The sequence below is a fragment of the Bacillus sp. FSL R5-0709 genome (genome assembly GCF_038004785.1).
In the GTDB taxonomy this organism is placed as follows: domain Bacteria; phylum Bacillota; class Bacilli; order Bacillales; family Bacillaceae_G; genus Bacillus_A; species Bacillus_A mycoides.
Map to the genome: position 1 here is coordinate 4,763,253 of NZ_JBBORT010000001.1, position 20,338 is coordinate 4,783,590.

Below are 20,338 nucleotides of genomic sequence, written 5' to 3' on the forward strand. Positions count from 1 at the left end.
CCTGCAATTTTTCACACAAAAAAGAACCTATCAAATGATAGATTCTTCTTTCGTAAGCTGATTCGAACGTCCTCTCGTAATAGAGAAAATCGCACAAAGTAGTGCCAATATAATGAAAACGCCGCCTACCCAAGCGTTATATATAACAGATGATTTCTCAATAACAACTCCGCCCACTGTTGAGCCAAGTGCAATTCCTAAATGAAGTGCAGAGTTATTTAAACCTTGCTGAATACCAGCTGATTCTGGCGCAATTTCAATTAAATAGTTTTGCTGTGCTGGCGAAATTGCCCAGCTCAGCATACTCCAAAGCCCCATCATAATAATGAAAAGCGGGAATGAGAATGTCATCATCGGCAACATAAAGATTGCACATGCAAATACGATAATGATGGAAATAATACTTTTCTTCGATCCCCATTTATCAGCAAGCAAGCCGCCAAGGCCGCCTCCAAGTACCGCCGCAATTCCGAAAATGAAGTAAAACACACTAATCCAATTTGCTTCAACATGCATGACATCTTTTAAAAACGGTGTTAAATATGCGTATAGCGTTAAATGACCTGTTAAAAATAAAAATGATGTTAACTGTGCGCTTACAATTTTTTTATCCTTTAACGTAGCAATTTGTTCTCTTATCGATAGTACTGATGTCGGTGGTACTTTCGTTAAAAATAATGAAATACAAGCGATTGCTATAACTGTTAATACCGAAATTAATACAAATGGTGCACGCCATCCATATGCATTTCCGAGCACAAGACCTAGTGGTACTCCAAGTACGAGTGATCCACTAATACCCATGAAAATGATTCCAATTGCACGCGCACGAAAATGCGGTTCTACAACGCTAGAAGCAAGTGTTACTGATAGTGCAATAATAAGCGAACCACTCGCTGCACAAACAACCCTTGAAAACATTAACATCCCGTAATTCACACTAAATGCTGAAATAATATTTCCGATTAAGAAAATTGATAATGCCCCAATGTATAATCTTTTTCTTTCAAATTTTCCAGTTACCGCTAATAAAACCGGACCTGATAAAGCAAATACTACTGAAAATATTGTTATAAGCTGACCAGCTGCACTAATAGATACTCCTAAATCATTGGCAACTAGATCGAGCGTTCCTCCTATAATTAGCTCAACCGTTCCGACTACGAAAGCCGCGATAGCTAAAATATATACACGAAAATTCAAGTCTCTCCCCACGCTTTCTTTTTTGGTTACTACGACTATAGTAACCAAAAAAGAAATTGAAAACAAGTACAATTTTTTTACAATAAAAAAACAGGCGTATCATACGCCTGCCTTCTAATTATTAAACACTAGTTTTGTTCTTCTTATTTAAATACCAATATACCGGTAGTCCAGTAAAGACAATTCCAATTGATAAGAAACAACTTACCGGATCATTAATAATCGCACTTCCAAGTACAAACAATGATCCTAAAATCGCAATGATTGGTACAATCGGGAATAACGGTACACTGTATGCACGCTCTTTATTCTTGTTACGTTTTCTTAAAATGAAGACACCAATAAACGTCATTACATAGAAAATATAAATAATGAATACGGAAATCTCAGATAGCTTATTCGGATCACTAATAATCATTAAAATAATTCCTAAAATGATTTCAACAGTAATCGCATTTGCTGGTGTTTTAAATCTTGGACTTTCCTTTGCGATAAACTTAGAAAACGGAAGGTGTCCACGCTCTGCCATCGACATCGGAATACGTGGGAACGTTAAAATCTTTCCATTTAAACAACCGAAAATAGAAACGATAATACCGATACTAATGATTTTCCCGCCATATTCTCCAAGTAGCATGCCCGCAGCTGTCGCTGTTGCATTCTCTCCAAGGTCTACGATTTTAGCTGCTGGTAATACATTTAATAACGCTAAGTTAATTAACACGTAAGCAGCCGTTACAATTAAAATCCCAACTGTCATCGCCTTCGGTAATAACTTTGTTGGGTTCTTCATTTCTCCGCCAATAGAAGCGAGTAAAATCCAGCCGTCATAAGCAAATAACGTTGCTAAAATTGCCATACCGATACTTTGATTTTCTGATATCGGCACAACTACATTAAAGATATCGCTATTCCCTTTCCAAAAACCTAGCACAACAATTAATACAATCGGAATCATCTTCCCAATTGTCGTAACCGTTTGGACGATACCTCCATATTTTGTTCCCATACTATTTACAACGCCAAGGAACACAACTGTTCCAATAGCAATTGGTAAATTCCATACTTTATCTAAATAGAAAAAATTAATCATTAAAGAACTAAAATACAAGCCTAATGTTCCAATAATAGCTGGTCCATAAACAATTGTTTGCATCCAGCCTGATAAATATCCCCAAAAACTTCCGTAAATCTCCTCTAAATACGTATACAACCCACCATTTTTCGGGATTTGCGCTCCAATTTCGGCTACTGTTAAACCACTGGCTAGCGTCAATAGTCCACCAATTACCCAAGCAAGAATCGCCATATTAGAACTCCCTGAGTAATCTAATACGCTCCCTGGTTTCATAAACACACCAGATCCAATAATCGTTCCTACTACGATAGAAAGTGCTACTGTTAAACCAATTTTGTTCTTCTCATCATGATGCATGCTGCGTATCCTCCTTCCAATTCTAGTGTGATGCAAAAATGAAATAAAAAAACACTCCTCCCTAAAAAAGGGACGAGTGTTGTATTCGTGGTTCCACCCTTGTTTCAATTCGCAAAGTAACACACTTCACCAATTTCTCAAGTCAAAATAACGGTTTTTGCCGGCAAGCAATTACTAGGTATCCGTTCACTGCTGCAGTTCAGAGGTGGTAATCCAGTTTTCCGTATTAGGAAGCTCACAGCCAAAGGCTTCCCTCTCTGAGAATCGTAAAAAATTGATCATGTCCTCATCATCACTTCTTGATGTCGAATTTTGTAGTTATTGTTCATTATATTGAATTGTTAGAAAAAATCAATATATTTTTTTATATAACATATGAAATATTTCTCTTCTTATATTATAACAGAAGTTACCATTTTTCTCTATTTCCCTAAAAATGGTATAATTCATGTAGGAGGTGTACTAATAATGATTGCTATTTTTTGTATCATCGCTACTGTTCTTTCTTTTATATTCGCTATCATGTATCGATATAAGTATCCTGGTTATAGCATTTTAGCGGTAGCTATTATACCAGCTGCTTCCTTCTACGTATTAGGTAAATACCAATATACTGAAGTGTTTATCGGTTTTGCAATCTTCTACTGCATCTTTGGATACATACTAACAATGAAAAGAATTTCAATGAATCATTAAAAGGGACCGATTTCTGCTTACAGAAATCGGTCCTCGCATTTGTCGTATGTACCTTTCGGTTGCCCACATGAAAGATACTACATAGTTCAATTATTTTTCATCTTTTTTCATAAAAAATTTATGATTTGGAAGATCCACATTTAAATCTGCTAATTGTTTCTTTTCCTTTTCTAGAATCGCTTTCGCTTTTTCTTTTGTCACCTCATCTAAGTTTGCAAAGATGTCTTCATGCTTCCCTTTCTCTGGAAGATTCACACCTAGTTTTGCCAATTCTTCTTTCGCTTGCTCGCGAGTTAATTTCCCGGACTTTTCTTGCTCAAAAATAGACTTCGCTTTTTCTTTTGTCGCCTCATCTAGATTCGCGAACATATCACCGTGCTTCCCTTTCTCTGGGAATTTCACACCTAGTTCTTTCAACTTCGCTTTTGCTTGCTCACGAGTTAGTGTTCCAGACTTTTCTTGCTTCAAAATTGCTTCCGCTTTTTCTTTTGTCGCCTCATCTAAATCCGCGAACATGTCACCGTGCTTCCCTTTCTCTGGAAGCGTTACGCCTAATTCTTTCAATTTCTCTTTCACTTGCTCATGCGTTAATGCTCCGGACTTTTCTTGCTCAAAAATGGACTTCGCTTTTTCTTTTGTCGCCTCATCTAAATTCGCGAATATATCTTTGTGCTTACCTTTCTCTGGGAATTTCACGCCTAGCTTTGTTAATTCCTCATTTGCTTGTTCGCGAGTTAATTTTCCGGATTTTTCTTGCTCTAGAATCGACTTCGCTTTTTCTTTTGTCGCCTCATCTAAGTCCGCAAGCATGTCTTTGCGTTTCTCCTTCTCTGGAAGTTTCACACCTAGTTCCTCTAACTGTTTCTTTGTATCGTCCATAATCGTTTTTACTTTTTGTTTTGTAGCCTCATCTAAATTCTTCTTCGCAGTTCCTTTTGTAACTTGCTCGGCCGCTGGAGTATTCGTTGCCGCAAACGCTGGTATGCAAGCTCCTCCTATAATTCCAAATGATAAAGCACCTGCAATTGCTACATACCCAACTGTTTTCTTCTTCATAGGAAATTTCCTCCTTCATAGTTCTAAAGCATGTACACTTTCGTATACAATGCCAATAGTAATGTTGGTTTCTTAAAATTTCCTTAACGATTTAAATAAAAAACACCGCTCATCACGAGCGGCGTTTTTCTAAGCTTTTTGTAATTGTAATTCTTCACGTTCCATTACTTTTCTTAATACAATTGTTTGTGTCATTGTAAATAAGTTACCTGTAATCCAATACAGCACCAGTCCTGATGGCGCCGCAAATCCCATAAATAGAATCATTGCAGGCATCATAATTTGCTGTATTTTCAGCATTTGAACTTGTTCTCCAGGCGTTACATTTGATTGGAACACCTTCATTTGAATAAATGTTGTTAACGCTGCGATAATCGGTAATATATGATATGGATCTGCATGTCCTAGGTTCACCCATAAAAATGAAGATGTACGAATCTCTTCAGTTCGGCTAATCGCATAATACAAAGCAGAGAAAATCGGCATTTGTATAAAGATTGGCCAGCACCCAGCTAACGGATTCCAACCGCCTGATTTCATTAGTTCTGACATTTCTTTTTGATACTGCTTTTGTTTTTCAAGATCTTTACCCACATCACCGTATTTCTGTTTCAGCTTCTGTAATTCAGGTTGCATTTTTTTCATTTTCGCTTGGCTACGATATTGCGAAACAGCTAATGGAATCATTGCTGAACGAATAACGAGCGTCATGATAATAATGGCAATCCCGAAGCTAGCTCCAGGTATATGATGAGCAACAAATTGAATCATAAATGAGATTGGATATACGAAATAATGGTTCCAAATTCCCGTACTATGTGAATCAATTGTGCCTGCATTACTGCAGCCAGATAAAACAAAAACAAGTAATAATGATAAACTAATGAGCCTAGCTCGGTATGATTTTAACATGTTCATTCCTCCAATGTTTCGTAATTAATTAGCGAAACATTGGTGTATACGGACCTACCTCGTCACTCTCTCCACTCGATTCTTGTCTGCGGACAGAACGAATCATTCCATATTTATAAAAAATAGAAAATAGCGGTACATTTCTTGTACCCTCTTCACACGTATCTACTAGTTTAAAAGCTCTCTGTCTACCGCTCGATGCTTGCTGACGCACAAAGCGAGAAACGTTAGCAAGAAAAAAGACTTCTAATACACAAAGCGCTGTCGTTACAAACGATATATATAGAATTGCATCCTGCAATAAAAATTCCATCGCTTCACATCCTTAATAAAGTCATTTTAGCATATTCAGCAAACATTCTCTATTTCCTTTTGTTCTCAAAAATTTTTTTTGCATATTTTCTCAAAAAATTATGCTAGAAAACTAATGTATCCGCTTTCTTTAGTATATTCACACGTATCTTTGAATAGGTTTAATTTGTTAGAAATTTATAAAATTTTTGCATTATAATAAAACTATTGCCAGTTTTTGAAAAAAGCTTTATTCTCTTCTTGTAATCAAAAATGAATATGGAGATGAAACATACTATGGGTCAACTAGGAGACGCCGATTACGTTCCCGACACCGCCTTTTTATCCTTCCCAGCAGCTAAAACATTTCATTTAGAATTCATCATACAGTTAGTTGTTATTTTTATAGCTTCTATTTTGTATGCAATTTCTATGAATATGTTTTTTATCCCGCATAATATGATTAGCGGTGGATTCGCTGGTGTAGGGATGATTATCGGTTATTTAATGCACTACAATATCGGAGCACTTATCTTTTTACTAAACATTCCGCTTCTTATTTTAAGTCACTTTTACTTAGGAAAGAAGACAACCTTTTTAACGGCATACTTTGTGGCTGTATCATCTTTAGCGATGAACATTATCCCAGTACACCAAGTTTCAGATGATATTTTGCTGTCTTCTGTATTCGGTGGTGTCATCTGCGGTGCTGCCTCAGGAATCATATTCCGATTTGCTTCTTCAACAGGTGGTTTTGATGTTGTTGGATTGATTGTAGCGAAACATCGCGATGTTTCAATTGGAGCAATCATCTTTGGATTCAACTTAATCTTACTTGTTGCAGCAGGATTTATTTTCGGATGGGATATTACGCTTTATACGTTAATTAGTCGGTTTGTAGTCAGCAAAGTAATTGATGCCGTGCATACAAAACATATTAAATTAACGATAATGACAATTACAGAAAAAGGTGAGGAAATAAAAAGCTCACTATTACATCACGGCATACGTGGCGTAACAATGGTAGATGCTGTCGGCGGCTATACAAACCATAAGAAAAAAATGATTTACACTGTCGTAACTCGCTACGAGTTGGGCGAAATGAAACGTATTATCCGCCAAGTGGATAATAAAGCATTTATGAACATTACTGAAACAGTTGAAATTGTCGGCCGTTTCAAACGTATATAAAAAGGCGCAAGGAACTACAATTCCTTGCGTTTTTTATTTTTTACACTTATTACAAAATCAGATAATTCTATTATTGTATCACTAAATATGTTATAATAAAACTAGACTTACAAAAAAGAGTATATAGACTTGGAAGTTTCTCTTATTTTTATAAGCAAAAAGAAACGAGCAGTCGGGTATATTTCAGACACCATACACGTAACGGTTTAAAAAAACCGATCATCTTAGTTATTCTTCACTGATCTTTTTATAAAAGATACGTACAACTAAAATTCACTTCAATATACTATACCTACCTTTTTGACTTCCAAATCATCTTATTACATAAGGAGATGAACATATGAATCAATATATACGATACACACTAGCTGTCCTATTTGCGATCGTCGGCGGCGTGATCTGTTTCTGGACAAACACAGAGCTTGGAGAGAATATCATTTTTAATGGAATCGAAACCCTTGTAAGCGCTTCAATTTTAGGCGGATACATTTTCTTCCTCTTCAATCCAGAAGAAAATGCTCAAAAAACAATGTTATTAACAATGATCGGAATCGTTGGTGGATGTATTTCCTACTCAATGACAAACTATACATTACCACTTCAATTAAGCTCAGCTTTCTTCCACGGTCTATGGACTTGGTTTATCGCATTCTGCCTAGCAGACGTATTCAACCTACTACAAGACCACGAAGAAGAAAATGGTCGTCAAATTGAAAGTAACTCGTAAGCTGGAAGATATTCTTCCAGCTTTTTTGTTTCCTGTTCTTTCCTGTTCATACCCCATTGCTATCAAGCTAATATTTTATAGTACCCCCAGAACGAAATTTTGTATTAACTTGTAACAAAAAAGCTTATTTTTTTGTTTTGAGGTATTTGCTTTTCTTAGCTTGATGGTGATGTGGTGATCCCTAAAAACAAGGGCAATAAAAAAGACCGTCTAACGACGGTCTCATGAAGTAAAGCCCCCCTTTAGTTGAACAAAAGCAGGTAAGTTTCTCATGATTTCTCACTTTTTAAAATTTTTTTGTTTGACAAAGATAAAGTGGTCTTCAGGCTTCCAAACGTGCAGATGGTCAGCGATGTATCCGCGTAGCCAAAACACGCCATTAATTTGTCTAAGATAAAAGCCTTTCGGAAAATCATCGTCTTTAGTTAATATTTCCGATGCTATTGTGATGGAGCCAGATGGAGCTTGATGTTGTTGTGAGGCATTCCCCAAATAACCTTCAGGCTGTTCCAGATACTCCAATCTTAGTTGAGGTCCCAGCTCAAGCGGACACAATTCCAAACCAAGTTCGCTCGCTCTTTTAAAGAGCTGAGCCGTAGTAGCTCCATCAGGAAAGCCAAGGTCTATAACGGTTAGTTCAACGGTCTGCAGGCTGTACTTTGTATTAGAAGTCGTAAATTTATCATCAGCTAGCAGTCTTTCTCCATACTCATTCATCAAAATGGAGTATTGTTGCAATTTCTGAATAAGCTGTGATTTCGTAAGTCCGCCAACCTCTACTGTTCTAGTAATAATTGGACAATCAGGGTATATTCGCATTTGTAGTCACTCCTAAAAAATTGGGTATAAGAATTTAAAATTAATACATTCTACAATTTTCCATAAATCCCCTTGTTGGAGTAAAGACCCATCGCTATTAAGCTAACAAAACTAAACTTTCTTAAAATGAAAAAATACGCTATTCTTTCTGTAGAATCATAGGAAAGGATGGTGTTTTTATATGTCGATATCTGACGAGTTACAACTATTTGCACAGGAGATTCAGAATTTTTCATCCCCAAATATCTTACAGAATCTAGCTAGGGATGTTGGGTTTGTACAGCGAACAAGTAAGTATCAAGCACAAGATTTAGTAGCTTTATGCGTATGGATAAGCCAGAGTGTAGCAAAAACTTCCTTAATCCAGTTATGTAGTTGTTTAGAAGCATCAACAGAAGTACTCATCAGTCCTGAAGGACTAAATCAACGATTTAATGCCGCAGCCGTGCAGTTTCTACAACCAGTATTAGCTAAACTTCTGAACCAAAAATTATCTTCATCTAGGTTGTTTTCTTCTTCATTTACTTCTATTTTTAAGCGTATTCGTATCTTAGATTCCACTGCATTTCAACTTCCAGATGTATTTTCATCGGTTTATCCTGGTGCAGGAGGTTGTAGCCATAAGGCTGGTGTAAAAATTCAACTTGAATATGACCTTTTAAGTGGACAATTCCTCCATATTCATACAGGACCAGGTAAACAACATAATCGCACTTACGGCTCTCTGTGTGCCCCAACTGTGACAGCGAATGATTTATGTATCCGAGATTTAGGTTATTTTCATTTAAAAGACCTTCAATATATATAAGATAAAGAGGCCTACTATATCTCTCGTATCAAGTCGAATACGCGTATTTATCAAAAAAATCCTAACCCTGATTATTTTCAAGATGGAAGAATTAAGAAAGGTACAGAGTATATACAGATAGATATGGAGACGTTAATGAACTCCCTTCAACCAGGAAAAACATGTGAAATAGCTGATACTTATGTAGGAATGATTGATAAAGTGCCAGCTCGTGTAATTGTTCATCGATTAACAAAACAACAGCAACAAAAACGATTACAAGATCAAGCTGTAAGAGAAAAAAAGAAAGGAATGAAGTATTCTCCTCGTAGTAAACGACTCAGTGGTATCAATGTATATATGACAGACACCCCTACAGATATTGTCCCGATGGGACATGTACATGACTGGTATTCTTTGCGTTGGCAAATCGAAATTTTATTTAAAACGTGGAAGTCATTCTTTCAAATCCATCATTGTAAAAAGATAAAACAAGAACGATTGGAGTGCCATTTATATGGTCAATTGATTGCCATTCTACTCTGTTCTTCTATCATGTTTCAAATGCGCCAATTGCTCCTCATGAAGAAAAAACGAGAGCTTAGTGAGTATAAAGCCATATATATGATTAAAGACTATTTCCTTCTTCTATTCCAAACTATACAAAAAAAACACCCAAGAGCTATCAAAGGTGTTACTTCGCCTGTTCAATCTCCTACAGCAAAACGGGAGAAAATCTCATCGATATGAGAAGAAAACAGTCTTTGATATATTAGGTGTCGTTTACAATTGTACCATGTCTGATAATCAAGCGGCTTAATTCAAAAAAATGAAACCCGCTAGGGTTTATTTCGTATGCAAATCTTTAAATTCCTTACACATAACCTTTAGAAAAAAGAAACACTCTCTACTATAATTGACGTTGTATGAGCTTAGCTTGATAGCGATAGGGTACCGCCACATGCCCATCAACCTATATTTGTACCATCTGAGGAACAAGGCACCATACAGGGTAATCCGAAAATCTTGAGAGGTATTGTGTATAGTATGTTTACCTCAGGTACAACAAAAGAGCCTTACCTCTGTAGGCAAGACCCCACTAGTGTAGTTGTATAGTATTTATATAACAACTAAGAAACTGAAAACATATAACACCAAATAGCAGAACCCTAACATTCCGCCTACAGCTAATACCTGTTTACCCCAGCTCTTGAGTTTCATATTACTGTCAATCGATTGCACTCTTTCCATATATCGTTTCCTCCCATTAAGGAGAACCCTTGAAGACTCTCACCTCGCTATGATACCATTAAGAGATGACTAATAGAGGTCTAAATGTATAAAAATGCAATATTTCATATTAAAATGCATTATTATTATATATATATAAACGTTTACTATAATAAGGGTGTAAAGATTCACCACATCATGTATGTCTCCTTATTTACAGTATAAACTCCTCCTTTTATGTTCTATATCAAGTTATAAATCCCTGTATATTCCATACATGATCGGTTAACATAACGTATCATTATCGGTAGCAAGGATAAGGGGGAATCCCATTTTCACAGGGGAACCTCCTTTTTTGTTCTATCGATCTATGTATTTTATATATATTCCTATTCTGTCGCGGTTTTAGAGTTCTCGTTTGTTACTGGATTAGCCGAAAAACTGTATAAAATCTTGCATGCTCTTAGCGTGGTATTTTTCTGAAACGCTGTCGATACCTTTTTAAAAATAAAAAAAAGACACCCTAAGGTGCCTTCCTGCGATTTGAACCATCGTAATATGGTATTGGATGCCAATCCAATTATTATTTTACCACGTTAAGTAATTTCGAGTATTGAGAAATAGTAAAAGCACTCTTTCGAGTGCCTAATTTCGACTTACTCCTAATTTTATTTGCAATTTGCCCGTTTAAAAAAGCTATTTGGCTATCTTTCGTTGCGATTATTTTATCTTGAATCTCTTTTATAGATTCCAAAGATTCAACCTTCGTTTGTAATTTGCTCAATTGTTCTTTAATTTGTTCGTTAGATATTGTAAATAAAGTCAGTTTCACTGTTTAATCTCCTTTTGTGTATTAATTCATAAATAAAAGCACTCTTTCGAGTGCCTGTTTTATGCAGATACAGCAGCTTTATCTTTACGGAAGATGCCCATTAATCCACCGATTAATAATAATACTCCTGGTAATAAGTAAACGATAGAGATACAGATGAATCCGCCAATAGAAGCAATTGTCATCATGATACCGCCAACTTTAGCATTCTTTTTAACTACTACGCAGCCAACAATCCCTAAGATTGATAGAGCGACAGCTCCCCATCCTAAACCGATAATGCTATCTGCACCTTCAGCTTCAAACGCAGCTCCCATACCGCCGATCATTAAAGCGATAAATGCACAAATAATACCGAAAATACCACCAATAAGTCCTAATACAAATTCAGTTGTTCTTTTCATATTTATAATTTCTCCTTTTATTTACCAGGTGTGAATTCGAACTTCACAGATTTATCGTCCAACGTAAAGTTTGGTTTATATGTACCTGTATATTTATCTGATTCAGATACATCAAAGTACATTTTCCCTGTAATTTGATTACCTGGACCAACATTTTCATTCATAAATGCATTATCTGCGCCGAAATATTCTTTGAATTGGTTACCACTAGCATCAGCGATCTTCAATTCTTCTGTTCCAATATAAGCATCTTTCTTACCGTTGTTTTTTGCAGAGAAAGCAATTTCTAGTACTTTTCCTTTTTCGGCTTTTGAATACTCATTAGGTTCGACGAATTGAGCTGAATTGAAAGTGATTTGTAATCCATTAACTTCTACTGTTTCGCCAGTTTTATAAACTTTGTTTTCAGTAGATGCTTTTTTGTCCTTTTTTTCCTCTTGTTTAGGAGCGTCAGTTTTACTTACTTCCTTTACTTCTGTTTCACCACATGCAGCCAAACTAAAAGCAAGTGCTCCAGTTAATGCAATTGTACCCATTTTTTTATACATTATGTTTCCTCCAGTTATGTAGAATGTAAGATTTCTGAAACTATCATAACAGAAACGGTTACAACTATTTTGTCGTATTTTGTCGAATAAAAATAAAAAAAAGAGAGCCGTAGCTCTCACTGGTAGGAATGGTAAAATAGTGTGAAATTTTACCGTTTTTCATTGGGGAAAATTTCTTCTAAAGTCAAATCACAGTATGTCTTTGTTATCACGTAACATTTTGACATATAAAGCTAATTGTTTAGCGAATCGCCCTTGTTGACGTCCATCAAGCTTCTTATAAACTCTTTGAATGCATTACAAATGACAAAGAAAACATTAATATAATTACAGTAAAAAAGACACCTAAGGTGCCTTCCTCCGACTTGAACCACTTTACTTTTAATAATATGTATTGGACTCCCATCCAAATATTATTTTATCATGTTAAGTTATTTTATTCATTGAGGAGTATCGCCAGCATTTCGGAAAAAACCCACGCTAAGTAAAAAATAAAATAAGCTGCCCATATGGACAGCTCATTTACATAATTATCGTTATTGGAAGTTATTGCAAACCCCTCCTGTTTGGAGGGAGGGTCAATCTTTGTTTTGTTTTTCTAATAGTTGAATAACCCTATCTAACTTTTGCTCAATTGGATTTTGCTTTTTGCGATTGCTGGTATGCCGAATTATACGTATAATCCCGCCAAACAGTGCACCGATGATTACTAAAATAATAGCAACTTCTATGTAATAAATACTGGTTTCTAAAGGCATTATTTAGAACCTCCTTTTTCCCTATTTTACCATTTGAAGGAAGTGATATGTTGTTTGATTTTGGTTGTATATAGTATACATGCTCGGTTAACATAACGTCTCATTATCAATAGTCAACGATGCATAAAATTTTCGTTATGGGGGTAATTAAAAATATTAGCTTGATAGCGATGTGTTCATACCCCATCACCAAAATAAAAAGAAGTTACCTCCACGGCAACTTCTTTCCCATATACCCCACTTAGTATTCAATTAAATATATCAACGATTTTTAAAATATATCGATCGTTTCTCCACTTATATCAGCGATTTTTTCATTATATCGACGGTTCGACACTCAAAACGCACAACATGCCTATCCCCCAAGTAACTTACTGCCGAACTCAACGATTAAAAAGATAATTAATAGGATCGCGAGTATCTTTAATGCTACATACGCCACTTTAAAAACAGCATAAATGAGCAAGACTATCAAAATAATCGATAAAATTTCCATATGTATCTCCTCCTATCTCTTTTATTCTACCTGTACTTCGTTTTTTATGAAATCGAATAAGATGACATATAAAAAAGAGGATACCTCACCCATCGTAAGATACCCTCGCCTGTAGCTGCTCAAACCATTCTCTCTCTACTTGTAAATATCCCATTCCACTCTTCTCAGCACTCTCCAATTCTTTATCAGCTTTCTTCATATAAATGCGGGAAGCTTCCATATCGTCCTCTAAATATTTAATAATTCCTTGTGTACGGTAATATCCGTTTAAATCCATTTTGGTAATGGCCTTTGCATGTTCCTTTGCTTCTTGCAGAGAAAGGCTATCCGTCTGATAAAGAGCTTTATATAAAAGATACCAACTATGAAAACTACCAACGAAAAATTTATTTTCCTTCGTTACAGATAGCTGAACAATTTGTTCTATATACGGTATCGCTCTTTCCATTCCCTTTTGATCAGCTCGGGCATAAAAGACGAGCATAAGTCCGCTCATTATCTCTCTTATACTTTTATCCTCTTTTAATTTTTCCTCACTAAGTTCTACTAATCTCTCATCCCAATCTTTCGGTCTTTTATAACTAAATAACTCACTCGATATTTGAATCGTATATAAATGCTGCTTAGCTTTTTCATCATCTTTAATTAAAATGAGAAATTGCATGCCATCGCTTAGTAGCGTTCCCTTTATCGGCACGATTGTAACTGCAAAAATCACAAAGTGGAAAACGGAAAAATATAAAAGATATTGATAATAGCTCACCATGTATATGTAACCTGAAGTAATACCGAATAATAAACTCATAATTGGTCCGCCTAAAGTCATCCACGCCCATTTCTTTGAAAGGTTCGGTGTCTCTATAGAAGACGGTGCTAACATCACCACACCACCAAAGTACGCCCATAATTTATTTTCTCGAATGCGTAATTTCCCCTTTTCTTTTTGAACAGTGATAGGTCCTACTGTCATAAATTTAAAATTCAAACCACCTATCAAACCAAATACTACGTGCCCTAGCTCATGAATGGCTAACACTAATAATACAATTCCAAATACTGCCCATATATTCAACATTACTTCTAATTTCCCAGTTCGAATTACTCCGTATAAAATGGACAGAACTAGCGCCGCCGTCATGGAACCAGCTGGCCTTCTTAAAATATCCACCTTTTTCTCCCCTTAATAAATCATTTTTCTCTGCATTTCGTACATGAATTTTCCGAGATGCAATATCCAAATAAATGAGATTAAGCCAATTAATACAAAATCGATATCACTAGCCGCTGTATATATAACGGCAGCCCACCATACATATGCCAATATTGTATTCGTAAATTCATATGCTTTATATCCAGCCTCATGCACAATGTGCTTTAATCCTTCATCTGCGTTTTTCGTCCACATTTTCATAGATTCCATATATGTTACACCTTGTTCAGGATATAGCTTATTATAACGATTTTTTGTTATGAGCCCGATAACCACTACAATAGTTAAACAGACAATAGAAGCTACTAAATTCCACACTGCAAATGACACATTTGTATCCTGTAACAGTGCACGTCTACATGTAATAACTGCATATACAAACCATGCCTGCGTAACTATATCACCTACACGTAAATATATACTTATAATGCCTAATTTTCTGCCTTGTACGCTCTCTTCTTCATCGCGTGCCTCCGCTAACATACGTGTATTCTTCCAAGTGTAGTACATCATTAAGATTCCAAAAATAGTACATACACCTATAAATGTATTAGATGATAATTTTCTCGGTTCATTCGAGAGTAAATTTAAAGCTATATAAGATGTTAAAAAGCCACCCATCATACTTAATGCTATTTTCCCCACAAAATCAAATTGTTTTTTTCGTTTACTCTTCATCTTCATCGTCCTCTTCCCCCTCCACCAACATAAATATCTCCTCCACCGGCGCTCCAAAAATTTGTGCGATTTTTAGCGATAACACAATAGATGGTGCATAATCTCCACGCTCAATTAAACTAATGGTTTGCCGTGATGAGCCAATCGCTTTCCCTAAATCCCCTTGTGATAAACGATGCTTTGCTCGAAATTCCCTCACTCGATTTTGAAGCTTCATGTCTTCCCTCTTTTTCATTTATTTAATTAAAATTGTAAATAATATCCTTATCTTTGTCAATTATAATTGTCATTTTGACGTAGATACATGTCAAAAACGAATATATATTATACTAAACATAACGTATATAATAATCTTCAAGAACTACATAATTGAGGTCAACGTAAACTTCCTTATTACTGAAAATAGCACCTACCAAGGTTATAGCACTGGCTTTTCTAGTGAATTTAATAAATATGAACCCCTTTCCGAACTAAGTGACGATACGTATGAACTTTCACCTAATAGAACGGGAACGTATTATATACCAGCCACCGGTTACGGTATCGATGGAAAAATAAAAGCAAACTGGAAAATACAATAAAAAAGGCAGTGCTTTTGCACTGCCTCCCTAAAATCTGACATAGAATGGATTCCATATTAACTTGCGTTTTGTAAAAATACTCGTTTTAGTTGCTTGCGGAAACGAACGCTTAACGTAATTGCTACAATGACAATCGCTCCGAAAATGATTTTGCCGATATGATCTCCCAGTAATCCGAAAATATCATGTAAGTTACCACCTAACCAGTAGCCGCCAATTAAGAAGAACGATACCCAGAATAAAGCACCTGAATAAATTGTAATTGCAAAGCGGCGAAACGGTAAGTTAATGATACCTGCAAAGTATCCTGTAAAATGACGTACACCAGGAATGAAGAAGCCAATAAAGATAAGGAAATATCCATATTTATCGAACCACATTCTCGTTAAATCAATTTTTCTTTGTGTTAAAAATACGTACTTCCCGTATTTTTGAACAAAAGGCATACCAAGCTTATTACCTAAAAAGTATTGAATCGTCATTCCTACACTTGTCCCAATAAAGGATAGGATAATTAAAATAGGTAAACTTAGATCACCCTTCTGTGCTAAAAACCCCGCATATGCTAATGTTGGCTCTCCCGGAAACGGAAGTGCAATATATTCTAACAGCAGGCCTACAAGTACTACATAATACCCATATTGCTGAAATAATTCATGAACCCATTCCATGTCATCTCCCCTTTCATTCACGTACAACTTGTTACTATTATTGTATAAAAAAATTGTCGAAATAACTATCACAATAGCTTACATTTTTATTACATTTTTGTAAGGCTCATTCTAAAGTTTTTTGTTCTCTATTTACTTATATCTATTAGCATTTAAAAACAAGCTAACAACTATATATCACGCGAAGGAAATCCATTAATATACATTTTTCATCCAGTTTTTAACTCTCGAAAACCACCTTATTTTGTTCTCTATAAAAAACCACCACAAACTCATATGAACTTCATATTAGCTTCATATACGTATTGTAAGATTATATCGGAATTTGTTGAAAAATTTAGCTAATATATGACTAAACATTAAACTGAATAAATATAAGTCGCTTTTCGAAATTGAAAAAAGGGTGAATAAGAAATGGAAGCTTATAAAATGCACGATTTTATTAATACGAATGTTGAATCTCATCAAAATGAAACCGTTTTTAATTTACAAATATGTGAAACAAATGAATTTGACGTAAGTTTAACAAAATCTACAACGCTGTCTTTTATCGTTTCAAAAAAGAACATTAAGATCGTCACGAGAAAATGGGTTAATTCAAATCAAGAAAGCATGATTGGCAAAAGCTACATCATTCCAACGAAAGCTTTTCACTATTTCTTACCGATTATTTCTGAAACTGAAGATGAACTAAATATTCGAGTTCAAAGTTTTGGACTACATGGTGAGCTTTTATTAAATGAAAGATTACTTATCGATAAAAACAACAAATGTAATACAAAGATTACTACCTTCTTTGAAACATTAGATGAAAATGTCAATCAAGCATTACGAGGATTACAAATTCATTGTATGTAAGACTACTACAATAAGTAAAAGGAGAATATAATGAAAAAACTATTATTAAGTGCGCTATTATCATTAGGATTTTTAACTCTTCCATTCACTACTGCAGAAGCAGCTACGACGAAAGATCAGCTTATCGTAAACACAAAAATAAATAAAATGGATTATTATCAAGATGGAAAATTCATAAAAAGTTTCACTGTCGCTACTGGAAAAGCAGCAACACCAACACCTAAGGGTACTTTTCAAATCGTAAATAAAATTAAAAACCGTCCTTACTATACAGGAAAAATTAAAGGCGGCGATCCACGTAATCCACTTGGGGACCGCTGGCTCGGATTAAATATGGCAGGAACTTACGGAACAACGTATGCGATTCATGGAACTAACAATAATCAAGCAATCGGGAAAGCAACAACACTTGGTTGTATTCGTATGTTTAACAATGATATTCACTGGTTATTTGAGCGCGTTCAGCAGCAAGCTACTGTCACTGTAAATTAGCCTAAGAACAAGATTTATGTGTAGCCAAGAATTTTATGTCTTGGCTTATTTTATTTATTCATTTACAGTAGCAAAGTAACTGTATTTACATATATAATAAAAATAGATTGCATTCAACATCATCGTAACATTGATAAACATGGATATTAAAATTATACAGTTATAATGTTTTATAAATTTTACAATACATACTATAATAGAACTACTGTAATTCTGAACTATTCAGTGACACTAAACAATCCCCCTTGCTACTTTCATTACTATTTTATAGCGGGGGCTTATTATATGTATAAACAATCTGAGTCATCCGAAAAATGACGAATTCGAATATTGCAGTAAAAAGCGTTATTTAGGAGGTGTTACTATGACGCATATACTGGTGATTGAAGACAACCCAGATATACAAGAACTTATTCGTGAATTTCTAATGGCACAAAACTTTACTGTTGATGTAGTTGGTGCTGGAACAGAAGGCATTCTTCTTTTCCAAAAAAATTCATACGATCTTGTCCTCCTCGATGTAATGTTACCAGATATAGATGGCTATAGTATTTGTAAAATTATGCGAGGACAATCTGATGTACCAATCATTATGTTAACAGGCTTACATAATGAAGAAAGTGAAATTAAAGGATTTGAGTTAGGTATTGATGACTATATTACAAAACCGTTCCATTACACCGTATTTATAAAACGTGTAGAAGCTGTATTAAGAAGGGCAGCAACAAAGGAAGCAGAAGCTGCAACTATACTACAATTCCATGAATTGATGTTAAATTCTACAGCATATGCCGCTTATGTTCATGGTAATCAAATTGAATTGACTACAAAAGAATTTGAAATTATATATACTTTACTGCAAAATCGGGGAAAAGTACTATCAAGAAGTGATTTGTTGAATAAGGTATGGGGCTATGAACATTATGGTGATGTGAGGGTTATAGATACACATATTAAAAACTTACGAAAAAAATTAGAAATTCCTTATATTAAAACGGTGAAAGGCATTGGCTACAAAATCGAATCGTAGCAAAGACAACATCACCAAAAATATATTCATCAAAACCTTATTATTTTGTATTCTATTATCACTTTGTCTTTATCAAATTATTTATTTTCTAGCCTCAAATTACGATAAAGATCGTTTGAAAGCTTCTGGAACGCAAACTGCGGAACAAGCGGAATCAGACAAACAAAACGACCAAAGTAAAACAAAGCAAAATAAAGCTGTGTCAGAGAGTAGCATCTCTAATTTTCAATCTTCTCAAATAGACATGAAAACACTCTCTACAGCCATCAATCATCTTTTGCAGCCTAGCCAAACTGCAAAAGCAAAAGAACATGCACAAAATATTCCGGGGAAAAGTAACACAACGTCTTCACTTACAGAAGCGGAAAAGCAAGTTACTAACAATGATGCCTTACATACACAAAATGCAGCAAGTAAAGCAAATGATACACATGATAATCCAAAGTTAACAGATGTGTTGCAGCAGTTAGCTCCACATATTGGGGCGACAATGCTTGCATTATCTCTGCTTGGATCTTTAATCTACGCAAAAATAATCGCCAAACCTTTCCGATATATGAGCGATGCTTTAAAAGATATTATGAATCTTGATTTCTCAGATAAAAAGCTACTTAACAAAAATATAGATCAAACAGATTTTAATTTGCAAGTAGCTGCCTCACAAGTACCTACTATTGTGAAAAATTTACATGAAAGCAATCAAGATTTAAGAAATGAACTCAAGAAGGAACAACAGTTAGAACAATCTCGTAAAGAATTTATGTCTATGATATCCCATGAATTAAAAACGCCAATCGCAGCCGTTATGGGACAACTCGATGGCATGATTCACGGAATTGGCGCTTATAAAGATAGAGATAAATATTTAAAACGTTCATATGAGATGATGCAAGATATTAACATATTAACGGAAAAAGTGTCAGAATTATCCAAAATACAAAACCCTCAATTTAAACCAAATTTAAAAGTTATCTCATTAACTAATATTATTGAGGACGTTATAAAGAAAGTAGATTATTTTGTATCTGTAAAACAATTAAATGTTCAATCTAACATTAAACAAGATGTACAAATTTTAGCTGATCCTAAATTTATGCAAACTGCTATTTTTAACATTATTTCAAATGCAATTCATTATACAATTGACCATCAGCATGTATATATAAAACTTTATGAAAAGCCAAACGGTTACGCATTAGAAGTATTAAATACAGGTTCTCAAATTGATGAAGATAAACTTGCCCATTTATTTGAACCATTCTATCGCGCAAATCCTGACAAACATGGCTTAGTACAAGGTAGTGGTCTTGGGTTATATATTGTAAAACAAATATTAGATAAACATCAGTTTCCTTATGGAATACAAAACACACCTCAAGGTGTAAAATGCTCCATTGTATTCCCAAAAGCAATGTAAAACCTACTCTAATTTC

22 protein-coding genes, 2 pseudogenes and 1 other annotated feature are annotated in these 20,338 nt (G+C 35.0%); of the genes and pseudogenes, 8 read left to right on the forward strand and 16 right to left on the reverse strand.

Annotated features, from left to right (window positions below):
• Positions 1–30: 30 nt before the first annotated feature.
• Positions 31–1,275 carry an MFS transporter gene (locus MKX37_RS24640; RefSeq protein WP_078422091.1) on the reverse strand — a complete coding sequence of 415 codons (1,245 nt, stop codon included), beginning with the start codon at positions 1,273–1,275 and terminating at the stop codon, positions 31–33.
• A gap of 49 nt (positions 1,276–1,324) precedes the next feature.
• Positions 1,325–2,638 (reverse strand): APC family permease, encoded by a 1,314-nt coding sequence (locus MKX37_RS24645; protein WP_000546329.1) that lies wholly within the window; start codon positions 2,636–2,638, stop codon positions 1,325–1,327.
• Positions 2,639–2,703: 65 nt separating this feature from the next.
• Positions 2,704–2,940, reverse strand: a binding site (T-box leader).
• 166 nt (positions 2,941–3,106) lie between these two features.
• Here MKX37_RS24645 and MKX37_RS24650 point away from each other — a divergent pair.
• Positions 3,107–3,334 (forward strand): hypothetical protein, encoded by a 228-nt coding sequence (locus MKX37_RS24650; protein ID WP_002015964.1) that lies wholly within the window; start codon positions 3,107–3,109, stop codon positions 3,332–3,334.
• Between the two features lie 90 nt (positions 3,335–3,424).
• On the opposite strand, the gene MKX37_RS24655 is transcribed toward MKX37_RS24650, so the two are convergent.
• The 3 genes from MKX37_RS24655 to MKX37_RS24665 form a co-directional block, all read right to left on the reverse strand.
• Complete coding sequence (locus tag MKX37_RS24655; RefSeq protein WP_002129785.1) at positions 3,425–4,390, reverse strand: hypothetical protein; 966 nt, start codon at positions 4,388–4,390, stop codon at positions 3,425–3,427.
• Positions 4,391–4,519: 129 nt separating this feature from the next.
• Entirely contained in the window at positions 4,520–5,302 is a 783-nt protein-coding gene (gene yidC, locus MKX37_RS24660) for a membrane protein insertase YidC (RefSeq protein ID WP_002015966.1), read from the reverse strand.
• A 28-nt stretch (positions 5,303–5,330) separates the two neighbouring features.
• On the reverse strand, positions 5,331–5,615 hold the full coding sequence (locus MKX37_RS24665; RefSeq protein ID WP_002015967.1) for a hypothetical protein: 285 nt from the start codon (positions 5,613–5,615) through the stop codon (positions 5,331–5,333).
• Between the two features lie 275 nt (positions 5,616–5,890).
• Here MKX37_RS24665 and MKX37_RS24670 point away from each other — a divergent pair, with 275 nt between their 5' ends.
• The gene (locus MKX37_RS24670) at positions 5,891–6,784 is read left to right on the forward strand and encodes a YitT family protein (RefSeq protein ID WP_000530031.1); all 894 of its coding nucleotides are present in this window, start codon (positions 5,891–5,893) and stop codon (positions 6,782–6,784) included.
• Positions 6,785–7,124: 340 nt separating this feature from the next.
• Entirely contained in the window at positions 7,125–7,511 is a 387-nt protein-coding gene (locus MKX37_RS24675; RefSeq protein ID WP_002192344.1) for a DUF3938 domain-containing protein, read from the forward strand.
• A gap of 279 nt (positions 7,512–7,790) precedes the next feature.
• On the opposite strand, the gene MKX37_RS24680 is transcribed toward MKX37_RS24675, so the two are convergent.
• Complete coding sequence (locus tag MKX37_RS24680) at positions 7,791–8,330, reverse strand: hypothetical protein (RefSeq protein ID WP_002129788.1); 540 nt, start codon at positions 8,328–8,330, stop codon at positions 7,791–7,793.
• A gap of 181 nt (positions 8,331–8,511) precedes the next feature.
• Between MKX37_RS24680 and MKX37_RS24685 the strand changes: the two are divergent.
• Positions 8,512–9,937, forward strand: a pseudogene (locus tag MKX37_RS24685) (IS4 family transposase).
• 993 nt (positions 9,938–10,930) lie between these two features.
• On the opposite strand, the gene MKX37_RS24690 reads toward MKX37_RS24685, so the two are convergent.
• The 10 genes and pseudogenes from MKX37_RS24690 to MKX37_RS24735 form a co-directional block, all read right to left on the reverse strand.
• Positions 10,931–11,179, reverse strand: a complete 249-nt coding sequence (locus tag MKX37_RS24690) for a hypothetical protein (RefSeq protein WP_002129794.1) — start codon at positions 11,177–11,179, stop codon at positions 10,931–10,933.
• Between the two features lie 59 nt (positions 11,180–11,238).
• Complete coding sequence (locus MKX37_RS24695) at positions 11,239–11,583, reverse strand: DUF4064 domain-containing protein (protein ID WP_002129797.1); 345 nt, start codon at positions 11,581–11,583, stop codon at positions 11,239–11,241.
• Positions 11,584–11,600: 17 nt separating this feature from the next.
• On the reverse strand, positions 11,601–12,131 hold the full coding sequence (locus MKX37_RS24700) for a DUF4352 domain-containing protein (protein WP_002129799.1): 531 nt from the start codon (positions 12,129–12,131) through the stop codon (positions 11,601–11,603).
• Positions 12,132–12,320: 189 nt separating this feature from the next.
• Positions 12,321–12,425, reverse strand: a pseudogene (locus MKX37_RS24705) (XRE family transcriptional regulator); the annotation flags it as partial.
• A 284-nt stretch (positions 12,426–12,709) separates the two neighbouring features.
• Complete coding sequence (locus MKX37_RS24710; RefSeq protein WP_002129810.1) at positions 12,710–12,889, reverse strand: DUF4083 family protein; 180 nt, start codon at positions 12,887–12,889, stop codon at positions 12,710–12,712.
• 355 nt (positions 12,890–13,244) lie between these two features.
• A complete protein-coding gene (locus tag MKX37_RS24715) occupies positions 13,245–13,385 on the reverse strand; it encodes a DUF3985 family protein (protein WP_000404757.1) in 141 nt (46 codons plus the stop codon).
• Between the two features lie 85 nt (positions 13,386–13,470).
• A complete protein-coding gene (locus MKX37_RS24720) occupies positions 13,471–14,523 on the reverse strand; it encodes a site-2 protease family protein (RefSeq protein WP_002129811.1) in 1,053 nt (350 codons plus the stop codon).
• Positions 14,524–14,565: 42 nt separating this feature from the next.
• Positions 14,566–15,273, reverse strand: a complete 708-nt coding sequence (locus MKX37_RS24725; protein ID WP_033713416.1) for a DUF3169 family protein — start codon at positions 15,271–15,273, stop codon at positions 14,566–14,568.
• Positions 15,263–15,508, reverse strand: coding sequence for a helix-turn-helix transcriptional regulator (locus MKX37_RS24730; protein WP_002067963.1), 246 nt, complete (start codon positions 15,506–15,508; stop codon positions 15,263–15,265). Before MKX37_RS24730 ends, MKX37_RS24725 begins: the two co-directional genes overlap by 11 nt.
• Before the next feature lie 402 nt (positions 15,509–15,910).
• Positions 15,911–16,525: a DedA family protein gene (locus MKX37_RS24735; protein ID WP_002129815.1), complete on the reverse strand. Its 615-nt coding sequence runs from the start codon at positions 16,523–16,525 to the stop codon at positions 15,911–15,913.
• Between the two features lie 414 nt (positions 16,526–16,939).
• Between MKX37_RS24735 and MKX37_RS24740 the strand changes: the two genes are divergently transcribed.
• The 4 genes from MKX37_RS24740 to MKX37_RS24755 all read left to right on the forward strand — a co-directional run bounded on the left by MKX37_RS24740 (position 16,940) and on the right by MKX37_RS24755 (position 20,322).
• Complete coding sequence (locus tag MKX37_RS24740; protein ID WP_002034632.1) at positions 16,940–17,383, forward strand: DUF3978 family protein; 444 nt, start codon at positions 16,940–16,942, stop codon at positions 17,381–17,383.
• Between the two features lie 30 nt (positions 17,384–17,413).
• Positions 17,414–17,875: a L,D-transpeptidase gene (locus tag MKX37_RS24745; RefSeq protein WP_002015973.1), complete on the forward strand. Its 462-nt coding sequence runs from the start codon at positions 17,414–17,416 to the stop codon at positions 17,873–17,875.
• A gap of 364 nt (positions 17,876–18,239) precedes the next feature.
• Positions 18,240–18,905 (forward strand): response regulator transcription factor, encoded by a 666-nt coding sequence (locus MKX37_RS24750; protein WP_000148832.1) that lies wholly within the window; start codon positions 18,240–18,242, stop codon positions 18,903–18,905.
• Positions 18,883–20,322, forward strand: a complete 1,440-nt coding sequence (locus tag MKX37_RS24755; RefSeq protein WP_078177973.1) for a sensor histidine kinase — start codon at positions 18,883–18,885, stop codon at positions 20,320–20,322. Before MKX37_RS24750 ends, MKX37_RS24755 begins: the two co-directional genes overlap by 23 nt.
• Positions 20,323–20,338 lie beyond the last annotated feature (16 nt).

Bases quoted from the DNA above. Each gene is read 5' to 3' on its own strand.
- MKX37_RS24715 (WP_000404757.1), bottom strand. From the start codon at position 13,385: ATGGAAATTTTATCGATTATTTTGATAGTCTTGCTCATTTATGCTGTT.
- MKX37_RS24730 (WP_002067963.1), bottom strand. From the start codon at position 15,508: ATGAAAAAGAGGGAAGACATGAAGCTTCAAAATCGAGTGAGGGAATTT.
- MKX37_RS24655 (WP_002129785.1), bottom strand. From the start codon at position 4,390: ATGAAGAAGAAAACAGTTGGGTATGTAGCAATTGCAGGTGCTTTATCA.
- MKX37_RS24680 (WP_002129788.1), bottom strand. From the start codon at position 8,330: ATGCGAATATACCCTGATTGTCCAATTATTACTAGAACAGTAGAGGTT.
- MKX37_RS24695 (WP_002129797.1), bottom strand. From the start codon at position 11,583: ATGAAAAGAACAACTGAATTTGTATTAGGACTTATTGGTGGTATTTTC.
- MKX37_RS24710 (WP_002129810.1), bottom strand. From the start codon at position 12,889: ATGCCTTTAGAAACCAGTATTTATTACATAGAAGTTGCTATTATTTTA.
- MKX37_RS24745 (WP_002015973.1), top strand. From the start codon at position 17,414: ATGAAAAAACTATTATTAAGTGCGCTATTATCATTAGGATTTTTAACT.
- MKX37_RS24750 (WP_000148832.1), top strand. From the start codon at position 18,240: ATGACGCATATACTGGTGATTGAAGACAACCCAGATATACAAGAACTT.
- MKX37_RS24735 (WP_002129815.1), bottom strand. From the start codon at position 16,525: ATGGAATGGGTTCATGAATTATTTCAGCAATATGGGTATTATGTAGTA.
- MKX37_RS24645 (WP_000546329.1), bottom strand. From the start codon at position 2,638: ATGCATCATGATGAGAAGAACAAAATTGGTTTAACAGTAGCACTTTCT.
- MKX37_RS24675 (WP_002192344.1), top strand. From the start codon at position 7,125: ATGAATCAATATATACGATACACACTAGCTGTCCTATTTGCGATCGTC.
- MKX37_RS24720 (WP_002129811.1), bottom strand. From the start codon at position 14,523: ATGACGGCGGCGCTAGTTCTGTCCATTTTATACGGAGTAATTCGAACT.
- MKX37_RS24650 (WP_002015964.1), top strand. From the start codon at position 3,107: ATGATTGCTATTTTTTGTATCATCGCTACTGTTCTTTCTTTTATATTC.
- MKX37_RS24700 (WP_002129799.1), bottom strand. From the start codon at position 12,131: ATGTATAAAAAAATGGGTACAATTGCATTAACTGGAGCACTTGCTTTT.
- MKX37_RS24725 (WP_033713416.1), bottom strand. From the start codon at position 15,273: ATGAAGAGTAAACGAAAAAAACAATTTGATTTTGTGGGGAAAATAGCA.
- yidC (WP_002015966.1), bottom strand. From the start codon at position 5,302: ATGTTAAAATCATACCGAGCTAGGCTCATTAGTTTATCATTATTACTT.
- MKX37_RS24670 (WP_000530031.1), top strand. From the start codon at position 5,891: ATGGGTCAACTAGGAGACGCCGATTACGTTCCCGACACCGCCTTTTTA.
- MKX37_RS24740 (WP_002034632.1), top strand. From the start codon at position 16,940: ATGGAAGCTTATAAAATGCACGATTTTATTAATACGAATGTTGAATCT.
- MKX37_RS24665 (WP_002015967.1), bottom strand. From the start codon at position 5,615: ATGGAATTTTTATTGCAGGATGCAATTCTATATATATCGTTTGTAACG.